The following is a 26,852-nucleotide window of genomic DNA, read 5'->3' as shown; positions in this document are numbered from 1 at the left end:
AGGGGAGGCCCTTTCTCCTCATCTTCCTCGCGACGAATCTCGTCACGAGACGGATTTGGCACCTTCCCTAGCCGGGAGCCTCACGCGCGCGGGACGTCTGCGTCCTGGCGGCAAGACCGGCTGGAGGGTTGCCGGGGCTTCAACGGGCCGTATCCCTCTGCCCCTCTGGATGAGCGGTATGGCGCTGGGCCGAAACCCAGGCGTTTGTGGCGCGGCGACCCCGACATGCGACGGTCATCCGCGTTGTTCAAGACTGTAACCGAAGGCGCTGACAGTTGAGATAGTCGTCCGAACCGCGAGATGGATCACACAGGCCGCCGTTCGGGCGGTGACCGAGGAGTCGTAGACGTGCTGGAAGAGGTCGAGGGCTGGCTGACCAGCCACTCCTGGTCCGCCGCCGACCGCCCGCTGGGGCGGCTGCTGGAGGCGAAGCGCCAGACGGGCCGCACGGTCAGCGTGGTGCTGCCCGCGCTCGACGAGGAGGCCACGGTCGGGGCGATCGTGGCGGTGATCCGGGCCGAGCTGATGACCGAGGCGGTCCCGCTGGTCGACGAGCTGGTGGTGCTGGACTCCGGCTCCACCGACCGCACCGCCGAGGTCGCGGCGGCGGCCGGCGCCCGGGTCGTCCACCGTGACAGCGTCCTGCCGAGGCTGCCCGCCCTTCCCGGCAAGGGCGAGGTCCTCTGGCGCTCCCTCCTGGCCACCACCGGCGACATCATCTGCTTCATCGACGCCGACCTGCGCGAGTTCTCCGCCACCTTCGTCTCCGGGATCATCGGCCCGCTGCTGACCGATCCGGACCTCCAGTTCGTGAAGGCGATGTACGACCGCCCGCTGGAGACCGGCGGCGAGGGCGCCGGGGCCGGCCAGGGCGGCCGGGTGACGGAACTGGTCGCCCGCCCCCTCCTCAACCTCCACTGGCCGCAGCTGGCCGGCTTCGTCCAGCCCCTGGGCGGCGAGTACGCGGCCCGCCGCTCCCTCCTGGAACGCCTCCCCTTCCCGGTCGGCTACGGCGTCGAGCTCGGCCTGCTCGTCGACGCCCTGAACACCGTCGGCCTCGACGCCCTCGCCCAGGTGGACGTCGGCGTACGCAAGCACCGCCACCAGGACGGCCAGGCCCTCGGCCGCATGGCCGCCGCCATCTACCGCACCGCCCAACTACGCCTGACCCGCGGCCCCTTGGTCCGCCCCCGCCTCACCCAGTTCGACCGCGGCGCCGAGGGCTTCGTCCCCCGCACGACGGACGTGGACACCGAGGAACGCCCCCCGATGGCCGAAATCCCGGAGTACGCGAAGCGCCGGGCGGCGTAAGTGCTCGCGCCGGCCGGGCGGCGGCGAGTCCCCTGCCCCCACCCCCTTGACCGCTTCCGTACGTTTGCGCGGATCTGTGGCGGGTTACCTTCGCGTCATGGTGTCCGAGCGGAGTGCGGTGCAGGCAGGGGCCGAGGTTCTGGTGGCGTCCAATCGTGGGCCGGTGTCGTACGGCCTGGGGGAGGGCGGGGCGCTGACCGCCAAAAGGGGTGGTGGTGGGCTGGTGTCGGGGCTGTCCGCCATTGGGCCCGAGACCGATGCGGTGTGGGTGTGTGCGGCGCTGGGGGACGGGGACCGGGAAGCCGTGCGGCGGACGGGTGGGGTGCTGGACCCGGGTGACACGGGTGGACAGCGGGTCCGGATGCTGGACATTCCTGCCGGGGTGTATGCCGACGCCTACAACGGCGTCGCGAACTCCGTGCTGTGGTTCGTCCACCACATGCTCTACCAGACCCCGCTGGAACCGGTCTTCGACGCGGAGTTCCGGGACCAGTGGGCGTCCTACGAGGCGTACAACGCGGCCTTCGCCGACGCGCTGGCCGAGGGGGCGGCGCCCGGCGCCGCCGTCCTGGTGCAGGACTACCACCTGGCGCTGGTGCCCGGCATGCTCCGCGAGCGCCGCCCCGACCTGCGGATCGCCCACTTCTCTCACACCCCGTGGGCCCCCGCCGAGTACTTCGCGATGCTCCCCGACGACATCCAGCGGCAGCTGGCGCTGGGCATCCTCGGTGCCGACCGGGCGAACTTCCTCACCAGGCGGTGGGCCGAGAACTTCATGGCCTGCGCCGAGACCGGGCTCGGCGGGCAGTGCGAGCGGGTCCGGCCGGAGGACGGGGCGCCCGGCATCGTCGCGCTCGTGCCGGAGCGCACGGCGCGTACGACCTGGATCGGCGTGCACGGCCTCGGTGCCGACGCCGAGTTCCTGCGCGAGCGTGCGCACCGCCCCGATGTCGAGGAGCGGATGGCGGCGCTGCGTGCGCAGATCGGCGGGGCGGAGCGCCGGACCGTCGTCCGCGTGGACCGCACCGAACTCTCCAAGAACATCGTGCGGGGGCTGCTCGCCTTCCGGCGGCTGCTCGCCGACCGCCCCGAGTGGCGCGGGCGGGTCGTCCATGTCGCCTTCGCCTACCCCTCGCGCCAGGACCTCGCCGTCTACCGCGACTACACCGCGGAGGTCGAGCGGGTCGCGGAGGCGGTCAACGCCGAGTACGGGACGCCGGACTGGCAGCCCGTCGTGCTGCACGTCAAGGACGACTTCGCCCGCTCGCTGGCCGCCTACCGGCTGGCGGACGTGGCGCTGGTCAACCCGATCAGGGACGGGATGAACCTGGTCGCCAAGGAGGTCCCGGTGGTGTCGGACGCCGGCTGCGCACTGGTGCTGTCGCGGGAGGCGGGTGCCCACGAGGAGCTGGGCGCGCACGCCGTCACGGTCAATCCGTACGACGTCGTCGGCACCGCCGAGGCGCTGCACGAGGCGCTGTCGATGGACGACGGCGAGCGTGCGGCGCGGACCGAGCGGCTGGCCGCCGCGGCCACCGCGCTGCCGCCCGCCCGCTGGTTCCTGGACCAGCTGCGGGAGCTGCGGGGGGAGGACACCCAGGAGGGTCCGCGGCGGCCCGCCTGAGGCACCTCCCCGGCGCTATGCCCCGTGCGCCCCGTTGGCTACGCCCCGTGCGCCTCGTTCTCGTCCAGCCGGTCCGCCAGGGCGGTGAGCAGGCCGACGACGCCGGCCGGGCCGTCGACCACCAGGTCGGCGCGGTCGGCCAGTTCGGCGACCTCGTTGCTGCCGCTGCACACCAGGACACCGGCCAGGCCGTCGGAGCGGAGCTTCTCCACGGCGGCGAAGGCGGCCAGGTCGCCGAGGTCGTCACCGGCGTAGAGGACGGTGGCGGCGCCGGTCTCGCGGACCCATTCGGCGAGGGCGACGCCCTTGTCCATGCCGGGCGGGCGGAGTTCGAGGACCAGGCGGCCCGGCTCGACGATCAGGCCGTGGCGTGCGGCGAGCGCGGTGAGCGGGCCGCGCAGCCGGTCGAAGGCGTGCTGCGGGTCGCTCGCGCGGCGGGTGTGCACGGCGATGGCGCGGCCGCCCTTGCGCTCGACGGCGGTCTCGACCCAGGTGCCGTGCCAGACGCCGGAGGCGTCCAGGACGCCGGGGAGTTCGGCCTGTATGGCGGCGACGCCGGGGTGCGGGGCGGGGGCGTGGAGGGTGCCGGTGGCCGCCTCCCAGCGCTCGGCGCCGTAGTGGCCGAGGACGGTGAGGTGGTCCAGGCCGGGGACGTCGGCGAAGCCGCCGAGGCGGACGGCGACGGTGGCCGGGCGGCCGGTGATCACCGCGGCGGCGCGCATCCGGGGCACCAGGCGGGCGAGGGCAGCGACGGCGCCGCCATGGGCGCGGGCCTTCTCCGGGTCGGGGACGATCTCGGCGAGGGTGCCGTCGAAGTCGAGGGCGAGGACGGCGCGTTCCGGGTGTGCCAGCAGCGCGGCGAGGCCGTCGCGGCCGGCGGGGGTGTGCGGGGTCGGCACGGAGCCGGGCTCCGGCTGGGACTGCGGCGCGGCGTTCGGGGGGCTGCCCATGGCGCCGACCCTACCGGCGCGGGGCGGGCGCCGGGGGTACCTCCGGAGGCAGCCGGGGGCGCACGCGGGCAGCGGGCAGGGCGCCCGGGGCGGGGCGGCCGGCCGAGGCCCGTGGGCCGGCGACGGACGCACGCCCGGTCGGCGCGGCCGGGGAACCCTGGTCACCGCCGGCCGGGCCGCTCCGGTCAGCGGCGGGCGCGCCGCGCGTCCCGTATGCGGCGCAGGCGGTTGACCGTGACGGGGTCGTGGGCGAGCGCGCGGGGGTCGTCCAGCAGGGCGTTGAGGAGCTGGTAGTAGCGGGTCGGGGAGATGCCGAGCCGCTCGCGGATGGCGCGCTCCTTGGGGCCGGGCCCGGGCCAGGAGCGGCGCTCGACGGCGAGCACCGCCTCGTCCCGGGCGGCGAGCCCGGAGGCACGTCCGGCGGCCCCGGGCTCTCCGCCCGCGCCGTCCGCACCCGCCGTTCCGCCCGTCATCACGCTTCCACGATAAGCGCACGGTCGGACAGTGCCCGGCTCGTCGCCCCGGCCGGGACCGGCCGGGGCTGCCGGGACGGCTGTCCGTGTCCGCTCCCGCACCGCGTCATTCGGCGGCGCTGTCCGCGGTGTCCGCGGTGTTCTGGATGTCGGTGAGCACCCCGGCCGGGTTGCCCCGCGGGCCGACCGCGGGGCCCATCTTCGCCTTGACGGTCTTGGAGATGAGCGGCCAGGAGGTCTTGTTCGCCGGGTAGAACTCGGCGTTGGTGAGCTGCTTGAGGAAGCCGTGGAACTTGGCGTACGTGTCGTCGGCCAGCATCGCCTGATTGGCGGAGGTGGTGACCGGCAGCAGCCCGTATTCGCCGGAGAACTTCTCGACGTTCTTCTTGCTGTAGACGAAGTCGAGGAACTTGCCGACCTGGGTGCGGTGGCCGCCCTGCTTGAAGGCCATCATCCAGTCGGCGACGCCCATGGTGGCCTTGGCCTTGCCGTGGGTGCCGGGCAGCTCGACGGTGCCGTAGTCGATGCCCTTGGCGGCGGCCTGCTTCATCAGGGTGGGGTGGCCGTTGAGCATGCCGACGTCGCCGTCGGCGAAGCCGGCGAAGGCGTCCTCACGGTTGAGCTTGGCGGGATCGGTGCCGGTCAGGCCCTTGCCGACGAGGTTCTTCTGCAGCCAGGAGAAGGTCTTGACGTTCTCCGGGGAGTCGATCGTGTACTTGCCGATGCTGTCGGTGTAGCCGCCGCCCCCGCTGAGCATCCACTGCATCGTCTCGGCCTGGGTCTCCTCCGGGCCGAGCGGCAGCGCGAACGGCATCTTGACGCCCCGCGCCTTGAGCAGCTGGGCGTCGTGGGCGATGTCGTCCCAGGTCTGCGGCGGGCCGGCGATGCCGGCGTCGGCGAACAGCTTCTTGTTGTAGAAGAGCCGCCGGGTGCTGGCGCCGAAGGGCATGCCGTACTGGACCCGCTTGTATTCGCCGGCCTCCGCGAGGGAGGGGGTGAAGTCGGCCTGGGTGGGGATGGAGAGCAGCTGGTCGGCGCTGTAGAGCTGGCCCTTGGCCGCGTAGTCGGCGTAGGCGCCGATCTGGGCGAGGTCGGGGGCGTGGCCGTCCTCGACCATCTCCGCGACCTTCTTGTCGACGTCGGTCCAGCTGTAGACGTCGACGTCGACCTTGATGCCGGGGTTCTTCTTCTCGAAGGCGCGGGCGAGGTCGTCCCAGTAGTGCTGGGAGCCGTTGGCCTGGCTGTCGCCGTAGTCCGCCGCGACCAGTTTGAGAGTGGCGTCGTCGCTGCCGGTGCCACTGCTGCACCCGGTGAGAGTCAGTGTCATGGTGGTGGCGATCGCCGCCGCCAGGCTCAAGTACCGCCGCTGCACTGCTGTTCCGCCCTTTTGTTCTGAAAATCCGTGCTTGTCGGGTAATGACCCGGCCGCCTCAGGGGTCGCCCTCGAACGGCATGAACAGCGAGTCTCCCCCGCGCCCTTTATAAGGTCTACACCACCCCCCGGTTCGCGCCGGTACCGGCCCGACGACCGCACCTCCGGCCCGATCACCCCGGTGAGTGGACTAGACCTTTCCGGCCGGATCGCGCAAAACTGTTCCCGTGAGACACGTCATCGCCCTGGATGTGGGCGGCACCGGGATGAAGGCCGCCCTGGTCGGGGTGGACACCGCACCTTCCGGGGACACGCCCCCCGCGCTGCTGTACGAGGCGCGGCGCCCCACCGGCCGCGAGCACGGCCCCGACGCGGTGGTCGAGGCCGTCCTCGGCTTCGCCGCCGAGCTCCGCGACCTCGGCGCGGCCCGCTACGGCACCCCCGCCGCGGCGGCCGGCGTCGCGGTCCCCGGCATCGTCGACGAGCGCTCCGGCACCGCCGTCTACGCCGCGAACCTCGGCTGGCGGGACGTCCCGATGCGGGCGCTGCTGTCCGAGCGGCTGGGCGGGGTGCCGGTCGCGCTCGGCCACGACGTCCGCGCCGGCGGCCTGGCCGAGGGCCGGATCGGCGCGGGCCGGGAGGCCGACCGGTTCCTCTTCGTCCCCCTGGGCACCGGGATCGCGGGAGCCATCGGCATCGACGGCCGGATCGAGGCCGGTGCGCACGGCAGCGCGGGGGAGATCGGCCACATCGTCGTACGGCCCGGCGGGCGCGAGTGCGGCTGCGGGCAGCGCGGCTGTCTGGAGACGCTGGCCTCGGCCGCCGCGGTCGGCCGTGACTGGGCGGCGGCCTGCGGCGATCCGCAGGCCAACGCGGCGGACGCGGCCAAGGCCGTGGCGTCCGGCGACGCGCGGGCGCAGACCGTGTGGCAGCGCGCTGTGGACGCCCTCGCCGACGGCCTGGTCACCGGCCTCACCCTGCTCGACCCGCGGACGGTGATCATCGGCGGCGGGCTCGCCGAGGCGGGCGACACGCTCTTCACACCTCTGCGGGAAGCGGTCCGCCGGCGCGTTACGTTCCAGCGGCTCCCCTCGATCGTTCCGGCGGCTCTGGGGGACGCCGCCGGGTGCCTGGGCGCAGGACTGCTCGCCCGGGATCTTCTCTCCACGGAGGTATCCGCCTGATGGCACAGCAACAGTCGGCGCAGCGGCCCTCGGACCTCCGGCGCACCGTCCTGGCCGGCGCCCGGATCGCCCGGCCGTCCGGGGTGGTCGAGCGCGGCCGGCTCACCGTCGAGGGCGGTCTCATCGGCGACGTCCTCAGCCGGGACCTGGATCTGGCCGAGGGGGCCGCCGGCCAGGTCGTGGACCTCGCGGGCCACCTCGTCGTCCCCGGCTTCGTCGATATGCATGTCCATGGCGGCGGCGGTGGCTCGTTCTCGTCGGCCGATCCCGAGGAGTGCCTGCGGGTGGTCGACACCCACCGCCGGCACGGCACCACCTCGATGGTCGCCTCCACCGTCACCGGCGAACTGGCCGACCTGGCCCGGCAGGCCGCGGTGCTCGCCGAGCTGGTGCAGCAGGGCGAGCTGGCCGGTATCCACTTCGAGGGCCCGTTCATCTCCCCGCACCGCTGCGGCGCCCACCAGCCCGAGCTGCTGCGCGACCCGGACCCGGCCGACGTCCGCAAGCTCCTCGACGCCGCGCACGGCACCACGTCGATGATGACCGTCGCCCCCGAACTGCCCGGCGGCCTGGACTCCGTACGGCTGCTCGCGGACGCGGGTGTGATCGCCGCCCTCGGCCACACCGACTCCTCCTACGACGCCACCCGCGAGGCCGTCGACGCGGGCGCCACCGTCGCCACCCACCTCTTCAACGCGATGCCGCCGCTGGGCCACCGCACGCCCGGCCCGGTCGCCGCCCTCCTGGAGGACGAGCGGGTCACCGTCGAGCTGATCGACGACGGCACCCATCTGCACCCCGCGGTCCTGCAGATGGCGGTCCGTGAGGCCGGCGCCGAGCGGGTCGCCTTCATCACCGACGCGATGGGCGCGGCCGGGATGAGCGACGGGAGGTATCCGCTCGGCCCGATGCAGGTCGAGGTCAGGGACGGCGTCGCGCGCATCAGCGAAGGCCCCACGGCCGGTTCGATCGCCGGCTCCACCCTCACCCTGGACCGTGCCTTCAAACGCGCCGTCACCGTCGACGGCCTGACGGTCGACCAGGCCGTACAGGCACTTTCGGCCAATCCTGCCCGCCTCCTGGGCCTCGCCGGCCGGACCGGCGCCCTCCAGACCGGCAAGGACGCCGACCTGGTGGTGCTGGACGCGGCCTACGACGTGGTGGGCGTGATGCGCCGGGGCGAGTGGCTGGTGCGCCCGCCGGGCGCCTGAGGCCCCGCCCGCGCACCGGACGGGTGCGCGGCCACCCCTCCCACCGGCCGTGGACGCCCAGGGCGGCCGGACCGGGTCTGGGCCAATCCCCACCTGCGATGGCATGATCGCTCGCGCACTTGTCCGCATGCCACCGCCGCACGCGGTTGCCCGACGCCCGGCCGCCCGGCCATGACTGCCCGGAGGGGCGACCATGATCCTCACGGTCACGCTGAACGCCGCCCTGGACATCACCTACCGCGTCCCCCGGCTCCAGCCCCACACCACGCACCGGATCACCGAGGTGTCCGAACGCCCCGGCGGCAAGGGCCTGAACGTCGCCCGGGTGCTGGCCGCGCTCGGCCACCGCACGGTCGCCACCGGCTTCGTGGGCGGCGGCCCCGGTGACGCGCTGCGCGCCCTGCTCGCGGAGACCGGCGTCACCGACGCACTGGTCCCGGTCGGCGGCGCCACCCGCCGCACCGTCGCCGTCGTCGACGCGGCCACTGGCGACACCACCCAGCTCAACGAGGCGGGCCCGACGGTCTCCCCCGCCGAGTGGGACACCTTCCTCGGCACCTACCGCGAACTGCTCGCCGACGCACGGGCGGTGGCGCTCTGCGGCAGCCTCCCGCCGGGCGTCCCGGTCGACGTCTACGCCCGCCTCACCCGCGCCGCGCGCGGCGCGGGCGTCCCGGTCCTCCTCGACACCAGCGGCGAACCGCTGCGCCGCGGCCTGGCCGCCCGCCCCGACCTCGCCAAGCCCAACGCCGATGAACTCGCCGCGCTCACCGGCAGCACCGAGCCGCTGCGCGCCGCCCGCGACGCCCGCCGCCGCGGCGCCCACGCGGTGGCCGCCTCCCTGGGCCCGGACGGCATGCTCGCGGTGACCGCCGACGGCACCTGGCAGGCCACCCCGCCACGGCGCATCCCCGGCAACCCGACCGGCGCCGGCGACTCGGCGGTGGCCGGCCTGCTCTCGGCCCTGGTGGAAGACCTGCCGTGGCCGGACCGCCTGACCCGCGCGGTGGCCCTGTCCGCGGCGACCGTACGGGCCCCGGCGGCAGGCGAGTTCGATGCGGCGACGTATGACGAGCTGCTGCGAACCGTCAGGGTGACAGCGCCGCCGCCGGAGATACGCAGTTCGAAGTGACCCCCCATCAATTGCACCGGCCGATCTGCGCCTTGCGGCCGTGACGGCGGCCGGCGCAGTTGCCGCGGACCGAGCCGCCGCCTGCGTGGAGCGCGGCCGCATCCGGCCCGACCGGGCCTCCAGTCCACAGACCCGAACGCGTCGGGTTCGCCGGCCCGCACGCAACAAACCGCCGGAGAAGCGGATCGCTCCTCCGGCGGCTACCGGCGCGGGTCAGGACGGGGGCGCCGTCGGTCGCTCAGCTCCTGGCCAGCCAGACCCTGTCGAGATTCACATCGCACTGATTCCCGCTCTCGCAGGACAGCTTGACGGTGTTGGTGCCCTTGTTGAGCTGCACGAACTGCCAGCTCCTGGTCCAGCCCTTGTCCCAGGCGCCCTCCGGGGCGTGGGCGAAGTTCTTCAGCCTGATCGACCGGTTGTCCGCCGTGCCGTTCACATTCAGCGTGAGGTCGGCGTCCTTGCCGGGCACGCCGTAGCCGACCCAGAGCTTGTACTTGCCGGGGGCGTCGACGTCGACCGACCACGTGGCCGCCGCTCCCTGGGCATTCATGCCGGCCACATAGGTCCCGCCGGGCGAGCGCGCGCCGGGCACATCCTTCGCGGTCGTCGCGCCGCCCTCCAGCCGCAGGCTGACCGCGTTCTCCTTGGGCAGCCTGCCGGGCTTGTTCTTGGACGGCTCGTCGGAGGGCTTGACCGTGTCGCCGGCCGACGGGCCCTGCTTGCCGGCCTCGTCGCCCTTGGAGTCCTTGCCGTTGGTGAGCATCGCGACGCCGATGCCTATGCAGACCACCGCGACCACGGCGACGGCGCCGATCAGCAGGCCGTTGCGGCCGCGACGCGGCTCCTGGCCGCCGTTGCCCGCGGCGGGGGCGGAGCGCGTGCGGTCACCGCCGGGCAGCGTCTCGGGGGCGGCGTAGTGGGCGTTCTGCTGTCCGTACGTCACCTGCTGCGGGGCCTGCTGGCCGTACTGGCGCTGGCCGACCGCGCGGACCTGGTTGTAGGACGTCCGCGGAACCCCCGGCTGGCGCGCCGCACCGTCGCCGGCCGAGCCCTGGGCGCCGCCCTCGCCGCCTTCGGAGCGGTAGAGGTAGGCGAACGGGTCATCGTTCTCCGGCGTGTCCGCGCCGTTGTTGCCGGCCGTCATTCCGTGTCACTCCCAAGCGATCTGTGCGCGTCTGTACGCGTCTCTACGCGTCCGCAGGCTTCATTGCGCGAACTGTCTTTCGGGCCCCCGGCGGCGCCGCGCCGCATCGGCGCAGCCTACCCCGTCGCGGCCTGCGCACACCGTGCCCGGAGGGCCACAAGATCGCTACGGATCGGTGAACTGCTGGTGTGCGGCCCGGAGCGCCGCCGGTGTGAGATACGCGGCATCCCGCCCGGTGGCCCCTGCGGACCGCCGGCCGCTCAGCCCGCGGCCCGCCGGTTCGCCTTCGAGCGGGAGCGCTTCTCGACGTACATCCGCTGATCGGCCGACTCCAGCACTTCCTCGGCCGACATCCCGCAGCTCGCCCAGCCGATGCCGAAGCTGGCGCCCACCCGGACCGCGCGGCCCTCCACCCGGATCGGCGGGATGATCGCGTTCCGCAGCCGTACAGCGAGGTCCTCGGCGTCGGCGGTGCCCAGGCCGTCGGCGAGCACCACGAACTCGTCGCCGCCGAGCCGGGCGACCGTGTCGCCGTCCCGGACGCCGCTGGTCAGCCGACGGGCGACCTCGATCAGCACCGCGTCGCCGGTGTTGTGCCCGAAGCGGTCGTTGATCGACTTGAAGCCGTCGAGGTCGCAGAAGAGGACCGCGAGCCCCTTGGAGCCGTCGTCGGCCGGTCCGTCCGCGGGGGCGACGAGGTGCACATGGTGGTCGAACGGGGGCGGGGGCCCGCCCTCGAAGCCGTCGAGCCCGTCGAAGGGCTCCTTCCCGTTCGCCCGGAAGCCGTGCGGGTCGTGGGGGTCGACGCTGAGGGTGCCCGACGAGGCGTAGGCGTCCGCCATCGAGCCGGGCGGGCGGGAGCACAGCCGGGCGCCGAGCCGGGCCCGCAGCTCGGCGCTGTTGGGCAGCCCGGTCAGCGAGTCGTGGCTGGCGCGGTGGGCGAGCTGCAGCTCGTGCCGCTTGCGCTCCTCGATGTCCTCGACGTGGGTGAGCAGGAAGCGGGGGCCGTCGGTGGTGTCGGCGACGACGGAGTTGCGCAGCGAGACCCACACGTAGGTGCCGTCCCGGCGGGCCAGCCGCAGCTCGGCGCGGCCGCCCTCGGCGGAGGTGCGCAGCAGCGTGCCGATGTCCTCGGGGTGGACGAGGTCGGAGAAGGAGTAGCGGCGCATCCCGGAGGCCGGCCGGCCCAGCAGCCGGCACAGCGCGTCGTTGGTGCGGAGCAGCCGTCCGTGCTGGTCACCGCCCATTTCGGCGACGGCCATCCCGCTCGGCGCGTACTCGAACGCCTGCCGGAAGCTCTCCTCGCTGGCCCGCAGCGCCTGCTGCTCGCGCTCCAGCCGGACCAGGGCGCGCTGCATGTTGGCCCGCAGCCGGGCGTTGCTGATCGCGATGGCGGACTGGAAGGCGTACATCTGCAGGGCTTCCTGGCCCCAGGGGCCGGGCCGCCGGCCGTTGCGCGGCCGGTCGACGGAGATCACCCCGAGGAGTTCGCCGCCGCCGTTCGCCGCGGTGTACATCGGCGCGAAGAGGCGGTCCATGGGGTGCCACTCGTCGGGGAACCGGGGCGTGGGTCCGGCCGTGTGCCACTGCGGCACGTCGTCGTCATCGAGCACCCAGCCCTCGGTGTGCGAGATGAAGTGCAGATCGCCCCAGCGCTCGCCCATGGACAGCCGGCGCTCCCAGGAGGCGCGGGAGCCGACCCGTCCGGCCATGAGCGCCTCGGCGCCCGCGCTGCCCGCCACCGCGGCGACGACGAGGTCGCCGTCGGGACGGACGAGGTTGACCGCGGCCAGCTCGTAGCCGAGCCCGGTGATCACGCCGTCGGCGACGGTCTGCAAGGTGTCCGCAAGGCTACGTGCGGTGTTCAGCTCGGCGACCACTTGGTGCAGCTGCCGCAGGGTTGCAAGACGGACGTATGGCTCCGACTCGGTCTCCATCGTTCGCTCTCCCCGAGACCTCGACAGCAAACTCCACGATTTCTTGTCGTCCGATTCCCCGCTCACTGAATCACAGTGAGCTGTTCACTCGGTACACAGGGTCAACAATTAGCGCCTGCTGTGACTCAAGTCACAAGCAATGAACGACGGTTGGCGATCTTCCATAAAACCGCCACGGGAGCGCGCCTTCACTCTTTCTACACTTACTGAACGCAAATTCCGAGCGATTCCGGCCTCCGCCGTCAGACCTAGGACATGAGTGGTCCGGAGGGCCGATGCGCGCCGCGGCCGGCCAAAGTTAGCGTTTATGGCGTGTTCACGAAGACCTCTGCCGATACGGCGGCCTCCGGGCCCGTCGCGCACGCCGCACCCGCCGTCGCCCTCGCCTCCGTGCCGGGCGGCGCGCCGATCCCGCATTCTGTTGGGGTGAGTGACGACGAGTTCCGTGCCGCCCTGTCCCGCCTGGCCGCCGGCGTGGTGCTGATCACCGCCCACGACCCGGACGACGGGCCGCGCGGCGAGGACGTCGGCATGACCGCCACGGCGTTCCTGTCGGTGTCCCTCGACCCGCCGCTGGTGATGGTGAGCGTTCGCAATGACTCACGGATGGACGACCTGCTGGAGCGGCAACCCCTCTGGGCCGTGTCGGTGCTCTCGGGGCACCAGCGGCAGACCGCCGGACGATTCGCCATGAAGGGCCGCATCAGCGACCGACTGCTCTTCGAGGACCTTCCGCACATTCGGGGTGAAGCGTCCGGCGCGCCGCTCATCGGGGGCGCGCTGGCGACCCTGGAGTGCCGGACCGAGCAGCGGGTGCTGGCCGGCGATCACACCCTGGTCATCGCACGTGTCCTGGCCACGTCGGTCCCGAACGACGACGACGGGCCGCTGACGTACTTCCGGGGGAAGTACCGGCAGTTGGGGTGAGCCCCGGGGATCGGGGCGCGGCCGGGCGCCCGGAGGGGCGAACGTGGCGGGGGCGGCCGGGTACCGGCGGCCGCGCCGTCAGCCCCAGTCGCGGCCCGAGCGGCCGCGCTTGGTGTCGCCGCGCTGCTTCTTCTCGCGCAGCCGTCGCTCATTGATGCCCCGTGGAATCCGCGACTTGCGGCGCGGCTTGGGCGGCGGCGCGGTGGCCTCGGCGAGCAGCGAGGCCATCCGCACGGCGGCGGTCTCGCGGTTGCGCCACTGCGAGCGGTGCTCGGAGGCCCGTACCGCCAGCACGCCGTCGGTCAGCCGGCCCGCCAGCCGCTCCAGGGCGCGCTCCTTCCACACCGGCGGCAGGGTCTGCGTCCTACCGAGGTCGAAGCGCAGCTCGACCTGACTGTCGCTGGTGTTGACGTGCTGGCCGCCCGGACCTGAGGAACGCGAGAAACGCCAGACGAGCTCGGCCTCTGGAAGGACGACCGAACCTCGGATGACATAGGGCCCGGACATGAGTCCTATGATCCCGCGCCGCGCACGCCCCCGTCACCCGCTTTTCGGGGTGCGCGCCACGCATTCACATCAGAATTCGGCAAAGAGAGTAAAGACTCCTGGAACCTGGCGGTCCCCTCATGACGTTGAGGTGGGTGACGGTAGCTTCGTGCGCAGTACGGAGCCCGACGCTTCGACGAGTCGACAAGGAAAGGGACTTCCCATGGCTGTAAGCCTGTCCAAGGGCGGCAACGTCTCCCTCACCAAGGAGGCACCGGGCCTGACCGCCGTCACGGTGGGCCTCGGCTGGGACGTCCGCACCACCACCGGCACGGACTTCGACCTCGACGCGAGCGCCATCGCGGTCAACCCGAGCGGCAAGGTCTTCTCCGACCAGCACTTCGTCTTCTTCAACAACAAGGCGACGCCGGACCAGTCCATCGTCCACACCGGCGACAACGTCACCGGCCAGGGCGAGGGCGACGACGAGCAGATCAACGTCAACCTCGCGGCGCTGCCGGCCGACATCGAGAAGATCGTCTTCCCGGTCTCCATCTACGACGCCGAGAACCGCAGCCAGAACTTCGGCCAGGTGCGGAACGCCTTCATCCGCATCGTCAACCAGGCCGGCGGCACCGAGATCGCCCGCTACGACCTCAGCGAGGACGCCGCCACCGAGACCGCCATGGTCTTCGGCGAGCTCTACCGCAACGGCGCCGAGTGGAAGTTCCGCGCGGTCGGCCAGGGCTACGCGTCGGGCCTCGTCGGCATCGCGCAGGACTTCGGCGTCAACGTCTGAGTCAGCGCCTGAGTCAGCTCCGCGCTGCGCCCTGACAGGGTCGGGGCATAGCGAGCACATCGGAGGGCCGGTTCCCCATGGGAGCCGGCCTTCGGTGTGTTTGGGGGCGGCGTTGGCGGTAGGGGTGCGCCTGGCGGCGGACGGGCCCCGTGGCGGTGGGTGGCGCCTCTGGTGGTGGGGGCGTGCCTCGCGGGCCCCTCAGGCGACCGCGTCCGTGACCGCTTCTGCTGCGGGTGGCGTGGCCAGTGCCGCCACCTCGTCCAGCGAGAGGCCCAGCGCCCCGGCCAGCGCGGCGATCGTGAAGAACGCCGGTGTCGGCGCCCGGCCGGTCTCGATCTTCCGCAGCGTCTCGGCGGACACCCCCGCCGCCGCAGCGACCTCGACCATGCTCTGTTCGCCGCGCGCCGAGCGCAACAGCGCGCCGAGCCGCTCACCGCGTTCACGTTCCCGAGGGGTCAGTGGAGTTCGCACCATGCCCGTGATACTAATACCGGTAAACAAATACCGGTAAAGAAATACCGGTTGCCGAGGGAGTGGCTCCTGCCGCCGCCGGGTGCGGCACGGGCGGCCGTGAGCGGGAGGACGGGCCATGGTGGAGATCAAGACGGACGCGGAACTGGACGCCATGCGGGTGGCCGGACGGGTCGTCGGCCAGGCGCTGGAAGCGGTGCGCGCGGCGGCCGGCCCGGGGATGCGGCTGCAGGAGCTGGACGAGGTGGCCCGTACGGTCCTGGGCGAGGCCGGTGCCGACTCACCGTTCCTCGGCTACCGTCCGACGTTCGCGCCCACCCCGTTCCCCGCCGTCCTCTGCGTCTCCGTGAATGACGCGATCGTGCACGGCGTCCCGGACGGCACCCGGCTGCGCGACGGCGACCTGGTGAGCATCGACTGCGGCGCCCTGGTGGACGGCTGGGCGGGCGACGCGGCCCTCAGCTTCACGGTCGGCGCCGCCCGCCCCGAGGACCAGCGGCTCATGGACACGACCCGGCGGGCGCTGGCGGCGGGCATCGCGGCGGCCGTGGTCGGCGCGCGGATCGGCGACATCTCCCATGCGATCGGCAGCATCGGGCGCGCCGCGGGCTACGGCATCCCCGAGGACTTCGGCGGCCACGGCATCGGCCGCCAGATGCACGAGGACCCGTCGGTCCCCAACGACGGCCGCCCGCGCCGCGGCATGCGCCTCCGCCACGGCCTGGTCCTCGCGATCGAGCCGATGTTCCTGGCCGGCGGCAGGAACGACTACTACGCCGCCGACGACGGCTGGACCCTGCGCACCACGGACACCTCCCGCGCCGCCCACTTCGAACACACGGTGGCGGTGACGAACGCGGGGCCGCGGGTGCTCACGGCGGCGTAGGGGCGGGTGCCGACCGGGCGGGTGTTGACCGGGCGGGTGCCGACCGGGGCGTGCGGGTCGGCGCAGGTGTGGGGTGGTGTGGTGTGGTGTGGGGTGGGGCTTCCGGCTTGTGGGTGGCCGCCGTGGTGGGGCGGCTGCTCGTCGGGCGGGGCGGGTGCCCGGTCTGCGTGAACGGCTCGGTGAGGGCACCATGGAAGCGGCGCCGGGCGAGCGGGACCGTGTCGTCCGCCGCCGTCCTCCTGGAGCGCAGCCCATGAGCCCATCCCCCGCCGAACCCGCGCACCCCGTCATAGAGGTGCTGCTCTGCGACGATCGCGCCATCGAACGTGCCGGGCTGCTCGCGCTGCTCAGCGGCGCCCCCGGTTTCGAGGTGATCGGCGAGGCCACGAACGCTGAGGAGGCCGTGACCCTGGCCGCCGCGCTCCGGCCCGCCGTCGTCCTGATGGATCTCCGTATCGGCTCCGGCGTGGACGGTGTCGACGGTGTCGAGGCCACCCGGCGGATCACCCGCACCGACGCCCCCGGCTCGCCCCCGGTCCTCGTACTGACCGCCTACGACACCGACGCCGACATCGCCTGTGCCCTTGAGGCGGGTGCTGCCGGGCATCTGCTCAAGGCCGAGCCGCCGGAGCAGTTGTTCGCCGCGATCCGGGCCGCGGCAGGGGGCCACAGCATGCCGGCCGCGCCGGTCGCCCACCGTGTCCTGGCCCAGATGCGCAGCCCGCGCCCCACCCTCACCGACCAGGAGCTGGACATCCTCGGCCGGCTCGCCCGCGGGCTGAGCATCCGGGAGATCGCCCGGGCCCTGTCCACCAGCGAGACCACGGTGAAGACGCATCTGAGCCGGCTCTACGACAAGCTCGGCGTGGCCTCCCGGACCGCCGCGGTCTCCGTCGCCAGGGAACATCGGCTGCTGCGCTGACCGGTCGGCACCGGGCGGGGCCGGACCGGGCCGGAGCGCGCCGGACGGCACCCGATGGCGACGGATGGCGGCTTCACCCCGCGTGACACCATCAAGGGGTGATCGACCTCGGCTACTCCCTCTCCCGCCGCTTCCCGGACCCTCCGCAGACGGACTACCGGACCGCGGACGTGCGCACGCTGCGCCATGACCTCTTCTGCGGCGATGTCTACCTCGCCGACACGAAGACGGACCGCGAGCTGTCCACGGCCTGGGGATGGGTGCCGGTCCTCGACTTCGCCTGGGCCCTCTGCGACATCGTCGAGCAGCTCGACACCGACCCCCGGGGCAACCGCTCCGCCCGCCCGGTCCACGCCGAGCTGGACTTCACCGAGTCCGCCGACCGGATCTTCTTCGAGCGCCGCTTCGGCTGGGTGGACGTCGACGCGGACTGGATGGCGGCCGACGAGGCCCCGCTGACCTTCAACCACTCCGCGCTGCGCCGCGAGGCCCGCGACTTCCTGCACGACCTGATCGCCGACCTCACCGACATGCACGACGGCCTCGGCGACAACCCCGCCATCTGGGACCTCCAGGCCCGTTTCCCCCGCGTCTGATCCCGGACGGACATCCGACACCACCGGCACCCGGCACCCGGCGATCAGACACCCCTGTGCCCGCTCCCCGGCCGACCCCCGCGCCGCAGGCCCCGCCAAGTCCCCCGAAGCCCTCGCCCCGCCGCGGTTCACTCCACCCGTACGCCTATCTGGGCCGCGAACACCGGGGCCAGATCGAGCAGTTGGGCCGGGCTGATCACGGCGCCCGACAGCCGGTCGATCCCCCGTGCGATGTCCAGCGCGGCCGCGCCCCGCAGATCGACGTCCTTCATCCGCGCCTCGGAGAAGTCCACCCGCGTCAGGGTGCAGTCGTCGAACGTCACCCGCTCCAGCACCGCCCCCGCGAAGTCCGCCTCGACCAGTACGCACCCCTCGAAGGCGACATCCCGCAGCTTCGCCTGCCGGAGATTCGGGAAATCGATCTTCCCGCCGCGCACCACGACCCGCTCCAGCACCGCCCCGTGCAGCTGTGTCCCGCCGAGGCGGGCGTCCGTCACCTCCACATCGCGCAGTGATGCCTGGGACAGATCCGTGCCGACCCCGCGGATGCCGCTCAGCACGCTGTCGATGAACCGTGCCCGGCCGAGCGCGGTCTCGTCCCACGCGCACCGCCGTACCGCGCAGTCCATGAAGCGTGCGCCGCGCGCCGACTGCCCGGCCCAGTCGGCGTCCGCGAACTCCAGCCCGTCGTAGTCCCCTTCGGCCTCCAGCTCGCCGCCGTCGTACGCCGCCAGTTCCGGAAGCCGCACCGCCGGCCGCCGCACCGCCCGCACCGTCTCCTTGCCGCGCCCTGCCACGCGATCACCGCCTTCCGCTGCCCGTGGCCCATCACGCCTGCACACCCCATCGTGAACCACACCACTGACAATGCGGCCTGACCTGCGGAAACCCCTGCCCTCCCGGTCGGGTGGCAGCTCCCGCCGAGCAACAGCAACCAGCAACACCAACCACCTTGACCTCAACCAACCTTGAGGTAACAGAGTGAGTGCGGGCATAGCTCACCACCCGTACCGAGCCCCACGCACCGCGCACCCCACCCCACCCCACCCCACGCCCCAAGGAGACACCGCCATGCACGCAGTACGCCTGCACGCCTTCGGCCCCGCGGAGAACCTCCGCCACGAGACGGTGAACGACCCGCGCCCGGGGCCCGGTGAGGTCCGTATCTCGGTGGCGGCGGCCGGGGTCCACCTCCTGGACACCGCCCTGCGCGAGGGCATACCGGGCGGGCCGATGCCGCTCCCCGAGCTGCCGACCGTCCCCGGGCGGGAAGTCGCGGGCACCGTCGAGGCGCTGGGCGAGGGCACCGACCCCGACTGGCTCGGCCGGCGCGTGGTCGCCCACCTCGGCACGGTCCCCGGCGGCTACGCCGAACTCGCCGTCGTCGCCGCCGACCGGCTGCACACGATCCCCGAGGGTCTGGACGCGGGCCAGGCCGTCGCCATGATCGGCACCGGACGCACCACCATGGGCATCCTGCTCTTCGCGGACCTCACCGCCGACGACATCGCGCTCGTCCCGGCGGCGGCCGGCGGCATCGGCTCCCTGCTCGTCCAGCACGCCAAGAACACCGGCGCCACCGTCATCGGCCTGGCCGGCGGTGGCACCAAGGTGGCGCGGGTCCGCGAACTGGGCGCCGACCTCGCCGTCGACTACCTCCGCGACGACTGGCCCGCCACGGTCCGGGCCTTCCTCGACGGCCGGGGAGCGGCCGGGGCCACACTCGTCTTCGACTCGGTCGGCGGCGCCCCCGGTCGCGCGGCCGTGGACCTGCTCGCCAGAGGGGGCCGCCATCTGGTCTTCGGCTGGTCCTCCGACGGCCTGCTCACCGGCGGTCCGCTGGAGTTCGCCGAGGGCGAGCTGACGGCCCGCGGGATCACGTCGGAGCAGGTCCTCGGCCCGCCGATGCTAGCCAGGGCCGGCGGCGACAACCCGCTCCGCACCCTGGAGACCGCGGCCCTGGCCGAGGCCGCGGCGGGCCGGCTGGTACCGGCGGTCCAGCGCTTCCCCCTGGCGGAGACCGCGGCCGCCCACCGGGCACTGGAGTCCCGCGCCACGATGGGCAAGGTCGTGCTGGTGCCGTAGGGCGCAACTCGTGCGGGGCGGGGCCGGGTTGGGCCGCCCAAAGCCCAACCCGACCCCGCCCCGCGCTCCCCTACCGCATCCCTACCGCACCACCGCCATCTCCCGTCCCGTCTGGTTCAGCCGGCGGCCGCCGGACTCCGTGCACGTCACGATGTCCTCGATCCGTACCCCGAAGCGGCCCGGCAGGTAGATGCCTGGCTCGATCGAGAAGCACATCCCGGGCACCAGGGGCAGATGCTCGCCCTCGACCAGATAGGGCGGCTCATGGGTGGTCACCCCGATGCCGTGCCCGGTCCGGTGGATGAAGTACTCGCCGTAGCCCGCTGCCTTGATCACCCGCCTGGCCACCCGGTCGACGTCCTGGCACGCGATGCCGGGCCGCACCGCCTCGAACGCCGCCTGCTGCGCCTCCCGCACGATGTCGTGCACCTTGCGCTCCTCGGCGCCCGGCTCCCCGACGTGCACGGTCCGCGTCGTGTCCGACCCGTAGCCGTCTTTGAGGCCGCCGAAGTCGAGCACCACCATGTCCCCGTCCTCGATGACCCGCTCACCGGCCTCGTGGTGCGGGTTGGCGCCGTTGGGGCCGGACCCCACGATCGTGAAGTCCACCTGGCTGTGCCCGTGCCCGGTCAGCAGCCGCACCAGGTCCGCCGCCACCTCGGACTCCCGCCGCCCGCCGAAACGGACGGACAGGATGTCCTCGTACGTGGCGTCGGCGGCGGCCCCGGCCGCGGCCAGCAGCTCCACCTCGTGGGCGTCCTTGACGGCGCGCAGCATCGGCAGCACCTCGGTGAGCGCGGCGTACGCGCTGCCCGGCACCGACCGCTGGAGCCCCAGCAGATGCATCGCCCAGGTCGAGTCGGACATCCCGTAACGCCCCTGCGGGTCCATCCACTTGGCGACCTCGGCGTACGGGTCCGAACCATCGGTCCACCCCGACACCTCCATCGCCCAGGCCCCCGGGGAGTACTCCGCGTCCGGGTACTCCAGTACGGGCACCAGCAGCCGCGGGCGCCGCTCCGGCTCGATCACCAGGGCGGTCAGCCGCTCGGTGACGGCGGTCGGCCGGTAACCGCACAGCCACGTCAGATCCGGCCCCGGCGTCACGATCAGCCCGGCCAGCCCGGCATCGGCGGCGGCCCGGCCGGCCCGCGCCATCCGCCGCTCGTAGTCCACCTGCGTCATCGAAGTCACCATGGCGGCGAACTTACGCCGATCCGGCCCCACCGGCCCGCCGAATTCCCTTCCCCGCGGGCCTCTTTCACTCCTCCAGTTCACGTCTCCCGTTCTGCCTGCCGTTCCGCCTCCCGTTCACCCTGCCGCCACCGGTTCGGTCGTCCCGATGTGGCCCCGGTAGGTGCGCAGGGCGCGGGCGCTGTTCCAGCCGAGGGCGCCCACCACACGGCCGTCGGCCCGGTAGAGCGCGACGAACTTGCGTGCCCCTGGGTCGCCCTCGACGCATTCGACCCGGGCGTCGTCGGCGGGGCACCGGCCATGGAACTGGATCTTGGCGTCGTACTGGTCGGTCCAGCCGAACGGGACGGGCTCATACGGCACGCCGCCTGCTGGGCCGGCGAGGAGGTTCCGGGCGGCGGCGCGGGCCTGTTCGGTGGCGTTCAGGCGCTGTTCGAGCCGGACCCGGCCGCCGGTGACCGGGTCCGGCCAGTTGGCCACGTCCCCCGCCGCGTACACCCCGGGCGCCGCCCGGCAGTGGCTGTCGCAGCGCACCCCGTCCTCCAGGGACAGCCCGGAGCCGGCCAGCCAGTCGACGGCCGGCACCGAGCCGATGGCGACCACGACGACATCGGCGGGGAGCCGGGTGCCGTCGTCGAGTTCGACGGCGGTGACCCGGCCGCTCGCGCCGGTCACCCCGGTGACGCCGCGCCCCAGGTGCAGCCGTACCCCGTGGTCCCGGTGGAGGTCCGCCACCAGGCCGCCCACCCAGGTGCCGACCTGCCGGGCCAGCGGGGTGGGCTCGGTGTCGACGAGGGCGACGTCCAGGCCGAGGCCCCGCGCGGTGGCGGCGATCTCGCTGCCGAGGAAGCCGGCGCCGATCACCACGACCCGGGGGCTTGCACACAGCTGCGCCCGCAGCGTCAGGGCGTCGTCGAGCGTACGCAGCACATGCACACCGGCCAGGTCGTGGCCGAAGGGCAGCCGGTGGGGCCGCAGCCCGGTGGCGACGATCAGGCCGTCGTAGTGCAGCCGGTCCCCGTCGGCCAGGGTGACGGTGCGCGCCGCCGGGTCCAGCCCAGTGGCCCGGCAGCCCAGCCGGAGGTCCAGGTCCAGCCCCCGGATGTCGGCCTCCTGGCGCAGCACGGCCCGCTCCGGTTCCCAGTCGCCGGCCAGTACCTGCTTGGACAGCGGCGGCCGGTCGTAGGGGGTCCAGAGTTCCTCGCCGACCAGGGTCAGCGATCCGGTGAAGCCCTCGCGGCGGAGGGCGTCGGCCGCGGTGAGGCCCGCGGCCGACGCGCCCACCAGGACGATGCGGTCCATGGCGGGCACTACGGCAGCACCTCGATGGCCAGTGCGGGGCAGCGGGCGGCGGCCTCCTCGACCGGGGCGCGCAGGGCGTCCGCCGGCGCGGCGTCGAGCAGCACGACGATGCCGTCCTCGTCACGCTGGTCGAAGACCTCGGCGGCGGACAGGACGCACTGCCCCGCGCCGACGCACTTGTCCTCGTCAATGATGACCTTCATCGGGATTCCTCTTCGTGCGGTGGGTTCTCGGTGGGCTTCTTGGCAGGTTTCTCGGTGGAGGCCCGGCGGACGGGCCGGCTACCAGGTGACGGGGAGCTCGTGGACGCCGTAGATGAGCATCTCCTCGCGCATCGGCACCTGGTCCGCCGGAACCGCCAGCCGGAGGTCCGGGAAGCGGTCGAACAGGGCGGTCAGCGCGGCCTTCATCTCCACCCGGGCCAGCTGCTGCCCGATGCACTGGTGGACGCCGTGCCCGAACGCGAGGTGCGGGCTGTACTCCCGGCCCAGGTCCAGCACGTCCGGGTCGCCGGAGATCTTCGTGGCGTCCCGGTTCCCCGAGGACAGCGAGGCGAGCACCGTGGCGCCGGCCTCGATGCGGTGGCCGCCCATCTCCACGTCCTCCAGGGCGACGCGGCGCAGCCCGTACTGAATGATCGTCAGGTAGCGCAGCAGCTCCTCGACGGCGTTGTCCATGAGGGCGGGGTCGGCGCGCAGGGCCGCCAGCTGCCCGGGGTTGCCCAGCAGGCACATGGTGCCCAGCGCGATCATGTTCGCGGTGGTCTCGTGCCCGGCGAGCAGCAGCAGCGCCCCGACTCCGGCCAGCTCCTCGTCGGTGAGCTGTTCGGACTGCACGAGGCCGCTGAGGATGTCGTCGGTGGGGTGCTCGCGCTTGGCGGCGGCCAGCCGGTGGATGTACTGGTTCAGCGCCTGTTGGGCCTGCTCGACCTCCGCACGGCTCGCGTCGAGCCGGAGCAGCCTGGCGGAGTTCTCCTGGAATTCCTCCCGGTCCGCGTACGGCACGCCCAGGAGCTCACAGATCACCAGCGAGGGAATCGGCAGGGCGAAGGCCTGGAGGAGGTCCACAGGCCCCTCGGCGGCGGCCATCGCGTCCAGCTGCTCGGCGACGATCTGCTCCACCGCCGGAGCCAGCTTCTGCATCCGGCGGACCGTGAACTGGCCGGTGAGCATCCGCCGGAAGCGGGTGTGCTCCTGGCCGTCCATCATGATGAACATGCCCGGCGGGGGCGGCGGCAGCGGAGCGTCGGCGGATTCCGGGTCACCGGGCCGCACCCGACGGCGGTTGGCGCCGAACCGCGGATCGGTGAGCACCGCCCGCACGTCCTCGTACCGGCTGACCACCCAGCCCTTGGCGCCGTCCGGGAAGGTCACGGGCGCGATCGGGTCCTCCTCCCGCAGCGTCCGGTAGCCCTCCGGCGGGCTGAAGGGGCAGGTACGGCCCATGGGCTGGGTCCTGGTGGTGGGCTGCGTACTGGTCATCGAACGGTCCTTTCCAAGGTGGGGGTCAGGTCGGGGCCCGGGCCGACGGGGGCGTCGCAGCGGTGAGTACCGACGGAGCGCCGGTAGACGCGCCACCCCAGGAGCGCGCCGAGCGCGAAGACGAGCGGCCCGAAGACATCGACCGTGCCGAGGGCGACGGCCTGGCCGGTCAGGAACAACGGGAGCTGGACCGACAACGTCAGGAGGTTGCCGGTGTACATGACGAGGCTGCCCTTGGTGAAGGCCCGGCGGCGCACGGCGCAGCGGCGCCACGTGGTCCGCTCCCCCGTGACCAGGCCCACCAGCACGCCCAGCGGCGGCCAGCCGAGCAGCAGCAGCACCGGTGTCACCACGGCCATCACCGCGTGCGTCACGAGGTGCGGCAGGAAGAAGTTGGTGGCGTCCCCGGTGCGCCCGGCCAGCAGGCCCTGCACACAGACCACGCCGAGGAAGAAGAGCGCCTGCCGCACGGGTTCCCTGCGCACCAGCCGGAGCAGGAAGACCCCGGCGCCGGTGGTGAGGGCGAGCGTCAGCGCGACGCCGAGCCTGTGGGTGAGGGCGAAGGTCAGGGTGAAGCCGAAGATGGGCGTCACATCGATCACGGTGCTGCGCAGCCGTTTCCGGACGGCGGTGCGGACGGCGTCCGTACCTCCGGGCGCGAGGTCTGCGGCAGGGTCCACGGGGTCTCCAGACGTCTCGGCGGACGGTGGTCGGTCCGGTGTCGTGACTCCAGAAAAGCGGGCCCCGTTGACCGGCCCCGGTCGGCAACCTGACCATTGCCTGACAGCCGGAGCCCGTGGCGCCCGTGCCGCTCCCGCCGCCGGGGAACCGGCGGACGGGCCCGCACGTTGTCGTCGCAGACTCCAATCACGCGAAATGACGCGATGGGTGCCCGCCATGCTTTCCGCCTCGCCGTCGAGTGGCGCGCCGCTGCCCCGAGGAAGCGGGCAGCGGCTGCTCGTCGTGGACGACGATCCGCGGATGGCCGAGCTGCTGGAGACCACGCTCGGCCTCGCCGGGTACGAGGTCGCGACCGCCGGCTGCGGCGGCGAGGCCCTGCGCGCCTACGCGGAACTGCCCCCGGATCTGCTGGTGCTGGACGTCCTGCTGCCCGACCTGGACGGGTTCGCCGTCTGCCGGCGGCTGGTGGAGGGCGGGGCCCGGCTGCCGGTGCTGTTCCTGACCGCGCGGGACTCCGTCGACGACCGGGTGACGGGCTTCGCGGCGGGCGCGGACGACTACCTCACCAAGCCGTTCAGCTTGCCCGAACTCCTCGCCAGGGTCCATGCCTTGCTGCGGCGGGCCGGCCGGTCGGCGGAGCCCGGGCCCCTGTTGTGCTTCGCCGATCTGACCGTGGACGAGCGCAGCAGGCGGGTCCGGCGCGCGGACCGGCAGATCGCGCTGTCACCGACCGAGTACAAACTCCTGCGCTACTTGCTGATCAACGCCGACCAGGTGATGTCCAAGGAACAGATCATGGACCATGTGTGGCAGCACCACTTCGGCGACGGCGTCGTCGAGAAGCTGGTCTCCCGGCTCCGGGCGAAGGTGGACGCCCATGGGCCCGCCCTGATCCACACGATGCGCGGCTTCGGCTACAGCCTGCGGCTGCCCGAAGGCGGGTGAGATGGCCGGGGCCTGGCGCGGCTCCCTGCGGGCACGGCTGATGGTGGGCGTCGTGCTGCTGGCGGCCGTGGGCATGGTGACCGTCAACGCGGTGTCGCTGCTCGCGCTGCGGCTCAACCTCGTCAATTCCGCCGACACCAACCTCACCAAGACCCGGGAGTCCGTGCAGCACCGGGTGCACGTCCGGCACGCCCCGGTCGACGCGGGCAACCTCAACTCCCTGATACCCGACGGCCTCTACGTCGCGCTGGTAGACGACCGGGGCCGGGTGGTCACCCAGACCCCGGCCCGGGACATCGACGGCCGGACCCGCGCCCGTCCCGACCTGCCCGACCCGCTGCCCGACGACTTCGCCACGCAAGTCGTCACCCTCTCCGCCCGGGGCGGGCCCGTCCCCCGCTACCGCACGCTGAGCTTCCCCCTCGGCTACACCGCCACCGTCCGGCCCACCCCGGACGCGGCGCCCCAGCGGTTCAGCCGGGTGGTGGTCGCCAAGAGCCTCCAGCCGGCCGAGGACGTCGTCTACTGGCTCGTCGGCGCCGACGCGGCCGCCACGCTCACGGTGCTCGGCGGCATCGTGCTGCTCAGCCGCGGCGTGCTGGGCGTGGGCCTGCGGCCGCTGCGGGACATGGCCACCACCGCGACCGCGATCGCCGAGGGCGACATCGACCAGCGCATCGAGGTCGCCCGGCGGCACTCCGAAGTAGGCGAGGTCGGCACCGCCCTCAACCGGGCCTTCGACGAACGGCAGCGCTCCGAGGAGCAGCTCCGCCAGTTCGTGGCCAACGCCTCCCATGAGCTGCGCACTCCCCTGACCACCATCCGGGGCTGGGCCCAGCTCCAACTGCACGGCCTGGCCCAGGACCCCGCCCTCATCGAACGTGCGATGCTGCGCATCGAGGGCGAGGCGGCCCGGATGCACACCATGGTCGAGGAGCTGCTGCTGCTCGCCCGCCTCGACCAGGGCCGCCCGATCGTGCGCACCCCGGTGCACCTCGCCACGCTCGCCGACGACGCCGTCACCGACGCCCGCCTCGTCGCCCCCGACCGCCCCCTCACCGTCGAGGTGCCGGACGGGGTGTTCGCCTGCGGCGACGAGGACCGGCTGCGCCAGGTACTGCAGAACCTCCTGGGCAACGCGCTGCGCCACACCCCGCCGGACACCCCGGTCGCGGTGACGGCCCGCACGCTGCCCGCCGGCACGGTGGAGCTGACGGTCACCGACCAGGGCCCCGGCATGCCCCCCGAGACCGCCGAGCGGATCTTCGAGCGCTTCTACCGCGGCGACGAGTCCCGCAACCCCACCAGCGGCGGCACCGGCCTCGGCCTGAGCATCGTCAAGTCCATCACCGAGGCCCACGGCGGCACCGCGACCGTCCACACCACCCCCGGCAAGGGCAGCGCCTTCACCGTCACCCTGCCTGCCGCCCGCTGAACGCCCGCCTCAGCGGGCCGGGTTGGCCTGTACGGGGCCTGCCCCTCGCCGTGCCCCGGCCAGCCTCCCTCTACTCCCCTCAACCGCGTCCGGTGAACTTCTGCCCGACCCCGAGCCGGCGCAAGTCGGCGAGGACTTCGGGGTCCTGGGCGTCGAGCCAGTCGCACAGCTGCCGGAACGAGACCAGCCGGACGTCCTTGTGCTTGTCATCGGCGATGTGCTTGATCGCCTCCTCGACGGCGTCCATGTAGATGCCGCCGTTCCACTGCTCGAAGTGGTTGCCGACGAAGAACGGCGCCCGGTT

General features: G+C 73.1%; 26 protein-coding genes, 1 pseudogene and 1 riboswitch. Of the genes and pseudogenes, 13 read left to right on the top strand and 14 right to left on the bottom strand.

Annotated features, from left to right (window positions below; genetic code table 11):
• Positions 1-15 precede the first annotated feature (15 nt).
• Positions 16-176, bottom strand: a riboswitch (SAM riboswitch).
• 172 nt (positions 177-348) lie between these two features.
• Both ACGFN2_RS30280 and ACGFN2_RS30275 read left to right on the top strand, forming a co-directional pair.
• Positions 349-1,311 (top strand): glucosyl-3-phosphoglycerate synthase, encoded by a 963-nt coding sequence (locus tag ACGFN2_RS30280; protein WP_393365737.1) that lies wholly within the window; start codon positions 349-351, stop codon positions 1,309-1,311.
• A 97-nt stretch (positions 1,312-1,408) separates the two neighbouring features.
• Entirely contained in the window at positions 1,409-2,935 is a 1,527-nt protein-coding gene (locus ACGFN2_RS30275; RefSeq protein ID WP_362608947.1) for a trehalose-6-phosphate synthase, read from the top strand.
• A gap of 38 nt (positions 2,936-2,973) precedes the next feature.
• Here ACGFN2_RS30275 and otsB read toward each other — a convergent pair whose 3' ends face one another.
• The 3 genes from otsB to ACGFN2_RS30260 all read right to left on the bottom strand — a co-directional run bounded on the left by otsB (position 2,974) and on the right by ACGFN2_RS30260 (position 5,685).
• On the bottom strand, positions 2,974-3,885 hold the full coding sequence (gene otsB, locus ACGFN2_RS30270; RefSeq protein ID WP_362608949.1) for a trehalose-phosphatase: 912 nt from the start codon (positions 3,883-3,885) through the stop codon (positions 2,974-2,976).
• A 185-nt stretch (positions 3,886-4,070) separates the two neighbouring features.
• Complete coding sequence (locus tag ACGFN2_RS30265; RefSeq protein WP_362608951.1) at positions 4,071-4,358, bottom strand: DUF3263 domain-containing protein; 288 nt, start codon at positions 4,356-4,358, stop codon at positions 4,071-4,073.
• A gap of 106 nt (positions 4,359-4,464) precedes the next feature.
• Positions 4,465-5,685, bottom strand: coding sequence for an extracellular solute-binding protein (locus ACGFN2_RS30260; protein WP_362608952.1), 1,221 nt, complete (start codon positions 5,683-5,685; stop codon positions 4,465-4,467).
• A gap of 272 nt (positions 5,686-5,957) precedes the next feature.
• Here ACGFN2_RS30260 and ACGFN2_RS30255 point away from each other — a divergent pair, with 272 nt between their 5' ends.
• From ACGFN2_RS30255 to ACGFN2_RS30245, 3 genes are all read left to right on the top strand, one after another.
• Entirely contained in the window at positions 5,958-6,914 is a 957-nt protein-coding gene (locus tag ACGFN2_RS30255) for an ROK family protein (protein ID WP_393365733.1), read from the top strand.
• Positions 6,914-8,125: an N-acetylglucosamine-6-phosphate deacetylase gene (gene nagA, locus ACGFN2_RS30250; protein WP_393365731.1), complete on the top strand. Its 1,212-nt coding sequence runs from the start codon at positions 6,914-6,916 to the stop codon at positions 8,123-8,125. Before ACGFN2_RS30255 ends, nagA begins: the two co-directional genes overlap by 1 nt.
• Positions 8,126-8,318: 193 nt before the next feature.
• On the top strand, positions 8,319-9,257 hold the full coding sequence (locus tag ACGFN2_RS30245) for a 1-phosphofructokinase family hexose kinase (protein ID WP_393365729.1): 939 nt from the start codon (positions 8,319-8,321) through the stop codon (positions 9,255-9,257).
• A 238-nt stretch (positions 9,258-9,495) separates the two neighbouring features.
• Here the strand turns inward: ACGFN2_RS30245 and ACGFN2_RS30240 are convergent, their stop codons facing one another.
• On the bottom strand, positions 9,496-10,401 hold the full coding sequence (locus ACGFN2_RS30240; RefSeq protein ID WP_393365727.1) for a CBM35 domain-containing protein: 906 nt from the start codon (positions 10,399-10,401) through the stop codon (positions 9,496-9,498).
• Positions 10,402-10,661: 260 nt separating this feature from the next.
• On the bottom strand, positions 10,662-12,338 hold the full coding sequence (gene cdgB, locus ACGFN2_RS30235) for a diguanylate cyclase CdgB (protein ID WP_362608962.1): 1,677 nt from the start codon (positions 12,336-12,338) through the stop codon (positions 10,662-10,664).
• Positions 12,339-12,650: 312 nt separating this feature from the next.
• On the opposite strand from cdgB, the gene ACGFN2_RS30230 reads away from it, so the two are divergent.
• Positions 12,651-13,265 (top strand): flavin reductase family protein, encoded by a 615-nt coding sequence (locus tag ACGFN2_RS30230; RefSeq protein ID WP_362608963.1) that lies wholly within the window; start codon positions 12,651-12,653, stop codon positions 13,263-13,265.
• 78 nt (positions 13,266-13,343) lie between these two features.
• Here ACGFN2_RS30230 and arfB read toward each other — a convergent pair whose 3' ends face one another.
• On the bottom strand, positions 13,344-13,772 hold the full coding sequence (gene arfB / locus ACGFN2_RS30225; RefSeq protein ID WP_362608965.1) for an alternative ribosome rescue aminoacyl-tRNA hydrolase ArfB: 429 nt from the start codon (positions 13,770-13,772) through the stop codon (positions 13,344-13,346).
• A gap of 202 nt (positions 13,773-13,974) precedes the next feature.
• On the opposite strand from arfB, the gene ACGFN2_RS30220 reads away from it, so the two are divergent.
• A complete protein-coding gene (locus ACGFN2_RS30220; RefSeq protein WP_362608967.1) occupies positions 13,975-14,550 on the top strand; it encodes a TerD family protein in 576 nt (191 codons plus the stop codon).
• A gap of 198 nt (positions 14,551-14,748) precedes the next feature.
• On the opposite strand, the gene ACGFN2_RS30215 is transcribed toward ACGFN2_RS30220, so the two are convergent.
• A complete protein-coding gene (locus ACGFN2_RS30215) occupies positions 14,749-15,024 on the bottom strand; it encodes a helix-turn-helix transcriptional regulator (protein ID WP_362608969.1) in 276 nt (91 codons plus the stop codon).
• A 115-nt stretch (positions 15,025-15,139) separates the two neighbouring features.
• On the opposite strand from ACGFN2_RS30215, the gene map reads away from it, so the two are divergent.
• From map to ACGFN2_RS30200, 3 genes are all read left to right on the top strand, one after another.
• Entirely contained in the window at positions 15,140-15,907 is a 768-nt protein-coding gene (map, locus tag ACGFN2_RS30210; protein ID WP_362608971.1) for a type I methionyl aminopeptidase, read from the top strand.
• A gap of 253 nt (positions 15,908-16,160) precedes the next feature.
• On the top strand, positions 16,161-16,829 hold the full coding sequence (locus ACGFN2_RS30205) for a response regulator (RefSeq protein WP_393365722.1): 669 nt from the start codon (positions 16,161-16,163) through the stop codon (positions 16,827-16,829).
• A gap of 98 nt (positions 16,830-16,927) precedes the next feature.
• Positions 16,928-17,425, top strand: a complete 498-nt coding sequence (locus ACGFN2_RS30200; RefSeq protein WP_042147111.1) for a hypothetical protein — start codon at positions 16,928-16,930, stop codon at positions 17,423-17,425.
• 128 nt (positions 17,426-17,553) lie between these two features.
• Here the strand turns inward: ACGFN2_RS30200 and ACGFN2_RS30195 are convergent, their stop codons facing one another.
• Positions 17,554-18,198: a pentapeptide repeat-containing protein gene (locus ACGFN2_RS30195; protein WP_362608988.1), complete on the bottom strand. Its 645-nt coding sequence runs from the start codon at positions 18,196-18,198 to the stop codon at positions 17,554-17,556.
• 298 nt (positions 18,199-18,496) lie between these two features.
• On the opposite strand from ACGFN2_RS30195, the gene ACGFN2_RS30190 reads away from it, so the two are divergent.
• Complete coding sequence (locus ACGFN2_RS30190; RefSeq protein WP_393365720.1) at positions 18,497-19,510, top strand: zinc-binding dehydrogenase; 1,014 nt, start codon at positions 18,497-18,499, stop codon at positions 19,508-19,510.
• A gap of 81 nt (positions 19,511-19,591) precedes the next feature.
• Here the strand turns inward: ACGFN2_RS30190 and ACGFN2_RS30185 are convergent, their stop codons facing one another.
• The 5 genes from ACGFN2_RS30185 to ACGFN2_RS30165 form a co-directional block, all read right to left on the bottom strand.
• A complete protein-coding gene (locus ACGFN2_RS30185; protein WP_362608990.1) occupies positions 19,592-20,695 on the bottom strand; it encodes an aminopeptidase P family protein in 1,104 nt (367 codons plus the stop codon).
• Positions 20,696-20,821: 126 nt separating this feature from the next.
• Positions 20,822-22,006, bottom strand: a complete 1,185-nt coding sequence (locus tag ACGFN2_RS30180; protein ID WP_393365844.1) for an NAD(P)/FAD-dependent oxidoreductase — start codon at positions 22,004-22,006, stop codon at positions 20,822-20,824.
• Between the two features lie 8 nt (positions 22,007-22,014).
• Positions 22,015-22,209, bottom strand: a complete 195-nt coding sequence (locus ACGFN2_RS30175) for a ferredoxin (protein WP_362608977.1) — start codon at positions 22,207-22,209, stop codon at positions 22,015-22,017.
• 78 nt (positions 22,210-22,287) lie between these two features.
• Positions 22,288-23,487 carry a cytochrome P450 gene (locus ACGFN2_RS30170; protein ID WP_393365717.1) on the bottom strand — a complete coding sequence of 400 codons (1,200 nt, stop codon included), beginning with the start codon at positions 23,485-23,487 and terminating at the stop codon, positions 22,288-22,290.
• Positions 23,484-24,167: a DUF3159 domain-containing protein gene (locus ACGFN2_RS30165; RefSeq protein WP_393365715.1), complete on the bottom strand. Its 684-nt coding sequence runs from the start codon at positions 24,165-24,167 to the stop codon at positions 23,484-23,486. Before ACGFN2_RS30165 ends, ACGFN2_RS30170 begins: the two co-directional genes overlap by 4 nt.
• A gap of 217 nt (positions 24,168-24,384) precedes the next feature.
• On the opposite strand from ACGFN2_RS30165, the gene ACGFN2_RS30160 reads away from it, so the two are divergent.
• Both ACGFN2_RS30160 and ACGFN2_RS30155 read left to right on the top strand, forming a co-directional pair.
• A complete protein-coding gene (locus ACGFN2_RS30160) occupies positions 24,385-25,113 on the top strand; it encodes a response regulator transcription factor (RefSeq protein ID WP_362608982.1) in 729 nt (242 codons plus the stop codon).
• Position 25,114: 1 nt separating this feature from the next.
• Positions 25,115-26,548: a sensor histidine kinase gene (locus ACGFN2_RS30155; protein WP_393365713.1), complete on the top strand. Its 1,434-nt coding sequence runs from the start codon at positions 25,115-25,117 to the stop codon at positions 26,546-26,548.
• Between the two features lie 79 nt (positions 26,549-26,627).
• Here ACGFN2_RS30155 and ACGFN2_RS30150 read toward each other — a convergent pair.
• Positions 26,628-26,852: pseudogene (locus ACGFN2_RS30150) on the bottom strand (hypothetical protein); the annotation flags it as partial.

The sequence above is a fragment of the Streptomyces sp. NPDC048612 genome (assembly GCF_043199295.1).
Lineage (GTDB): Bacteria > Actinomycetota > Actinomycetes > Streptomycetales > Streptomycetaceae > Streptomyces.
This window is presented reverse-complemented; position numbering and strand designations above follow the sequence as displayed.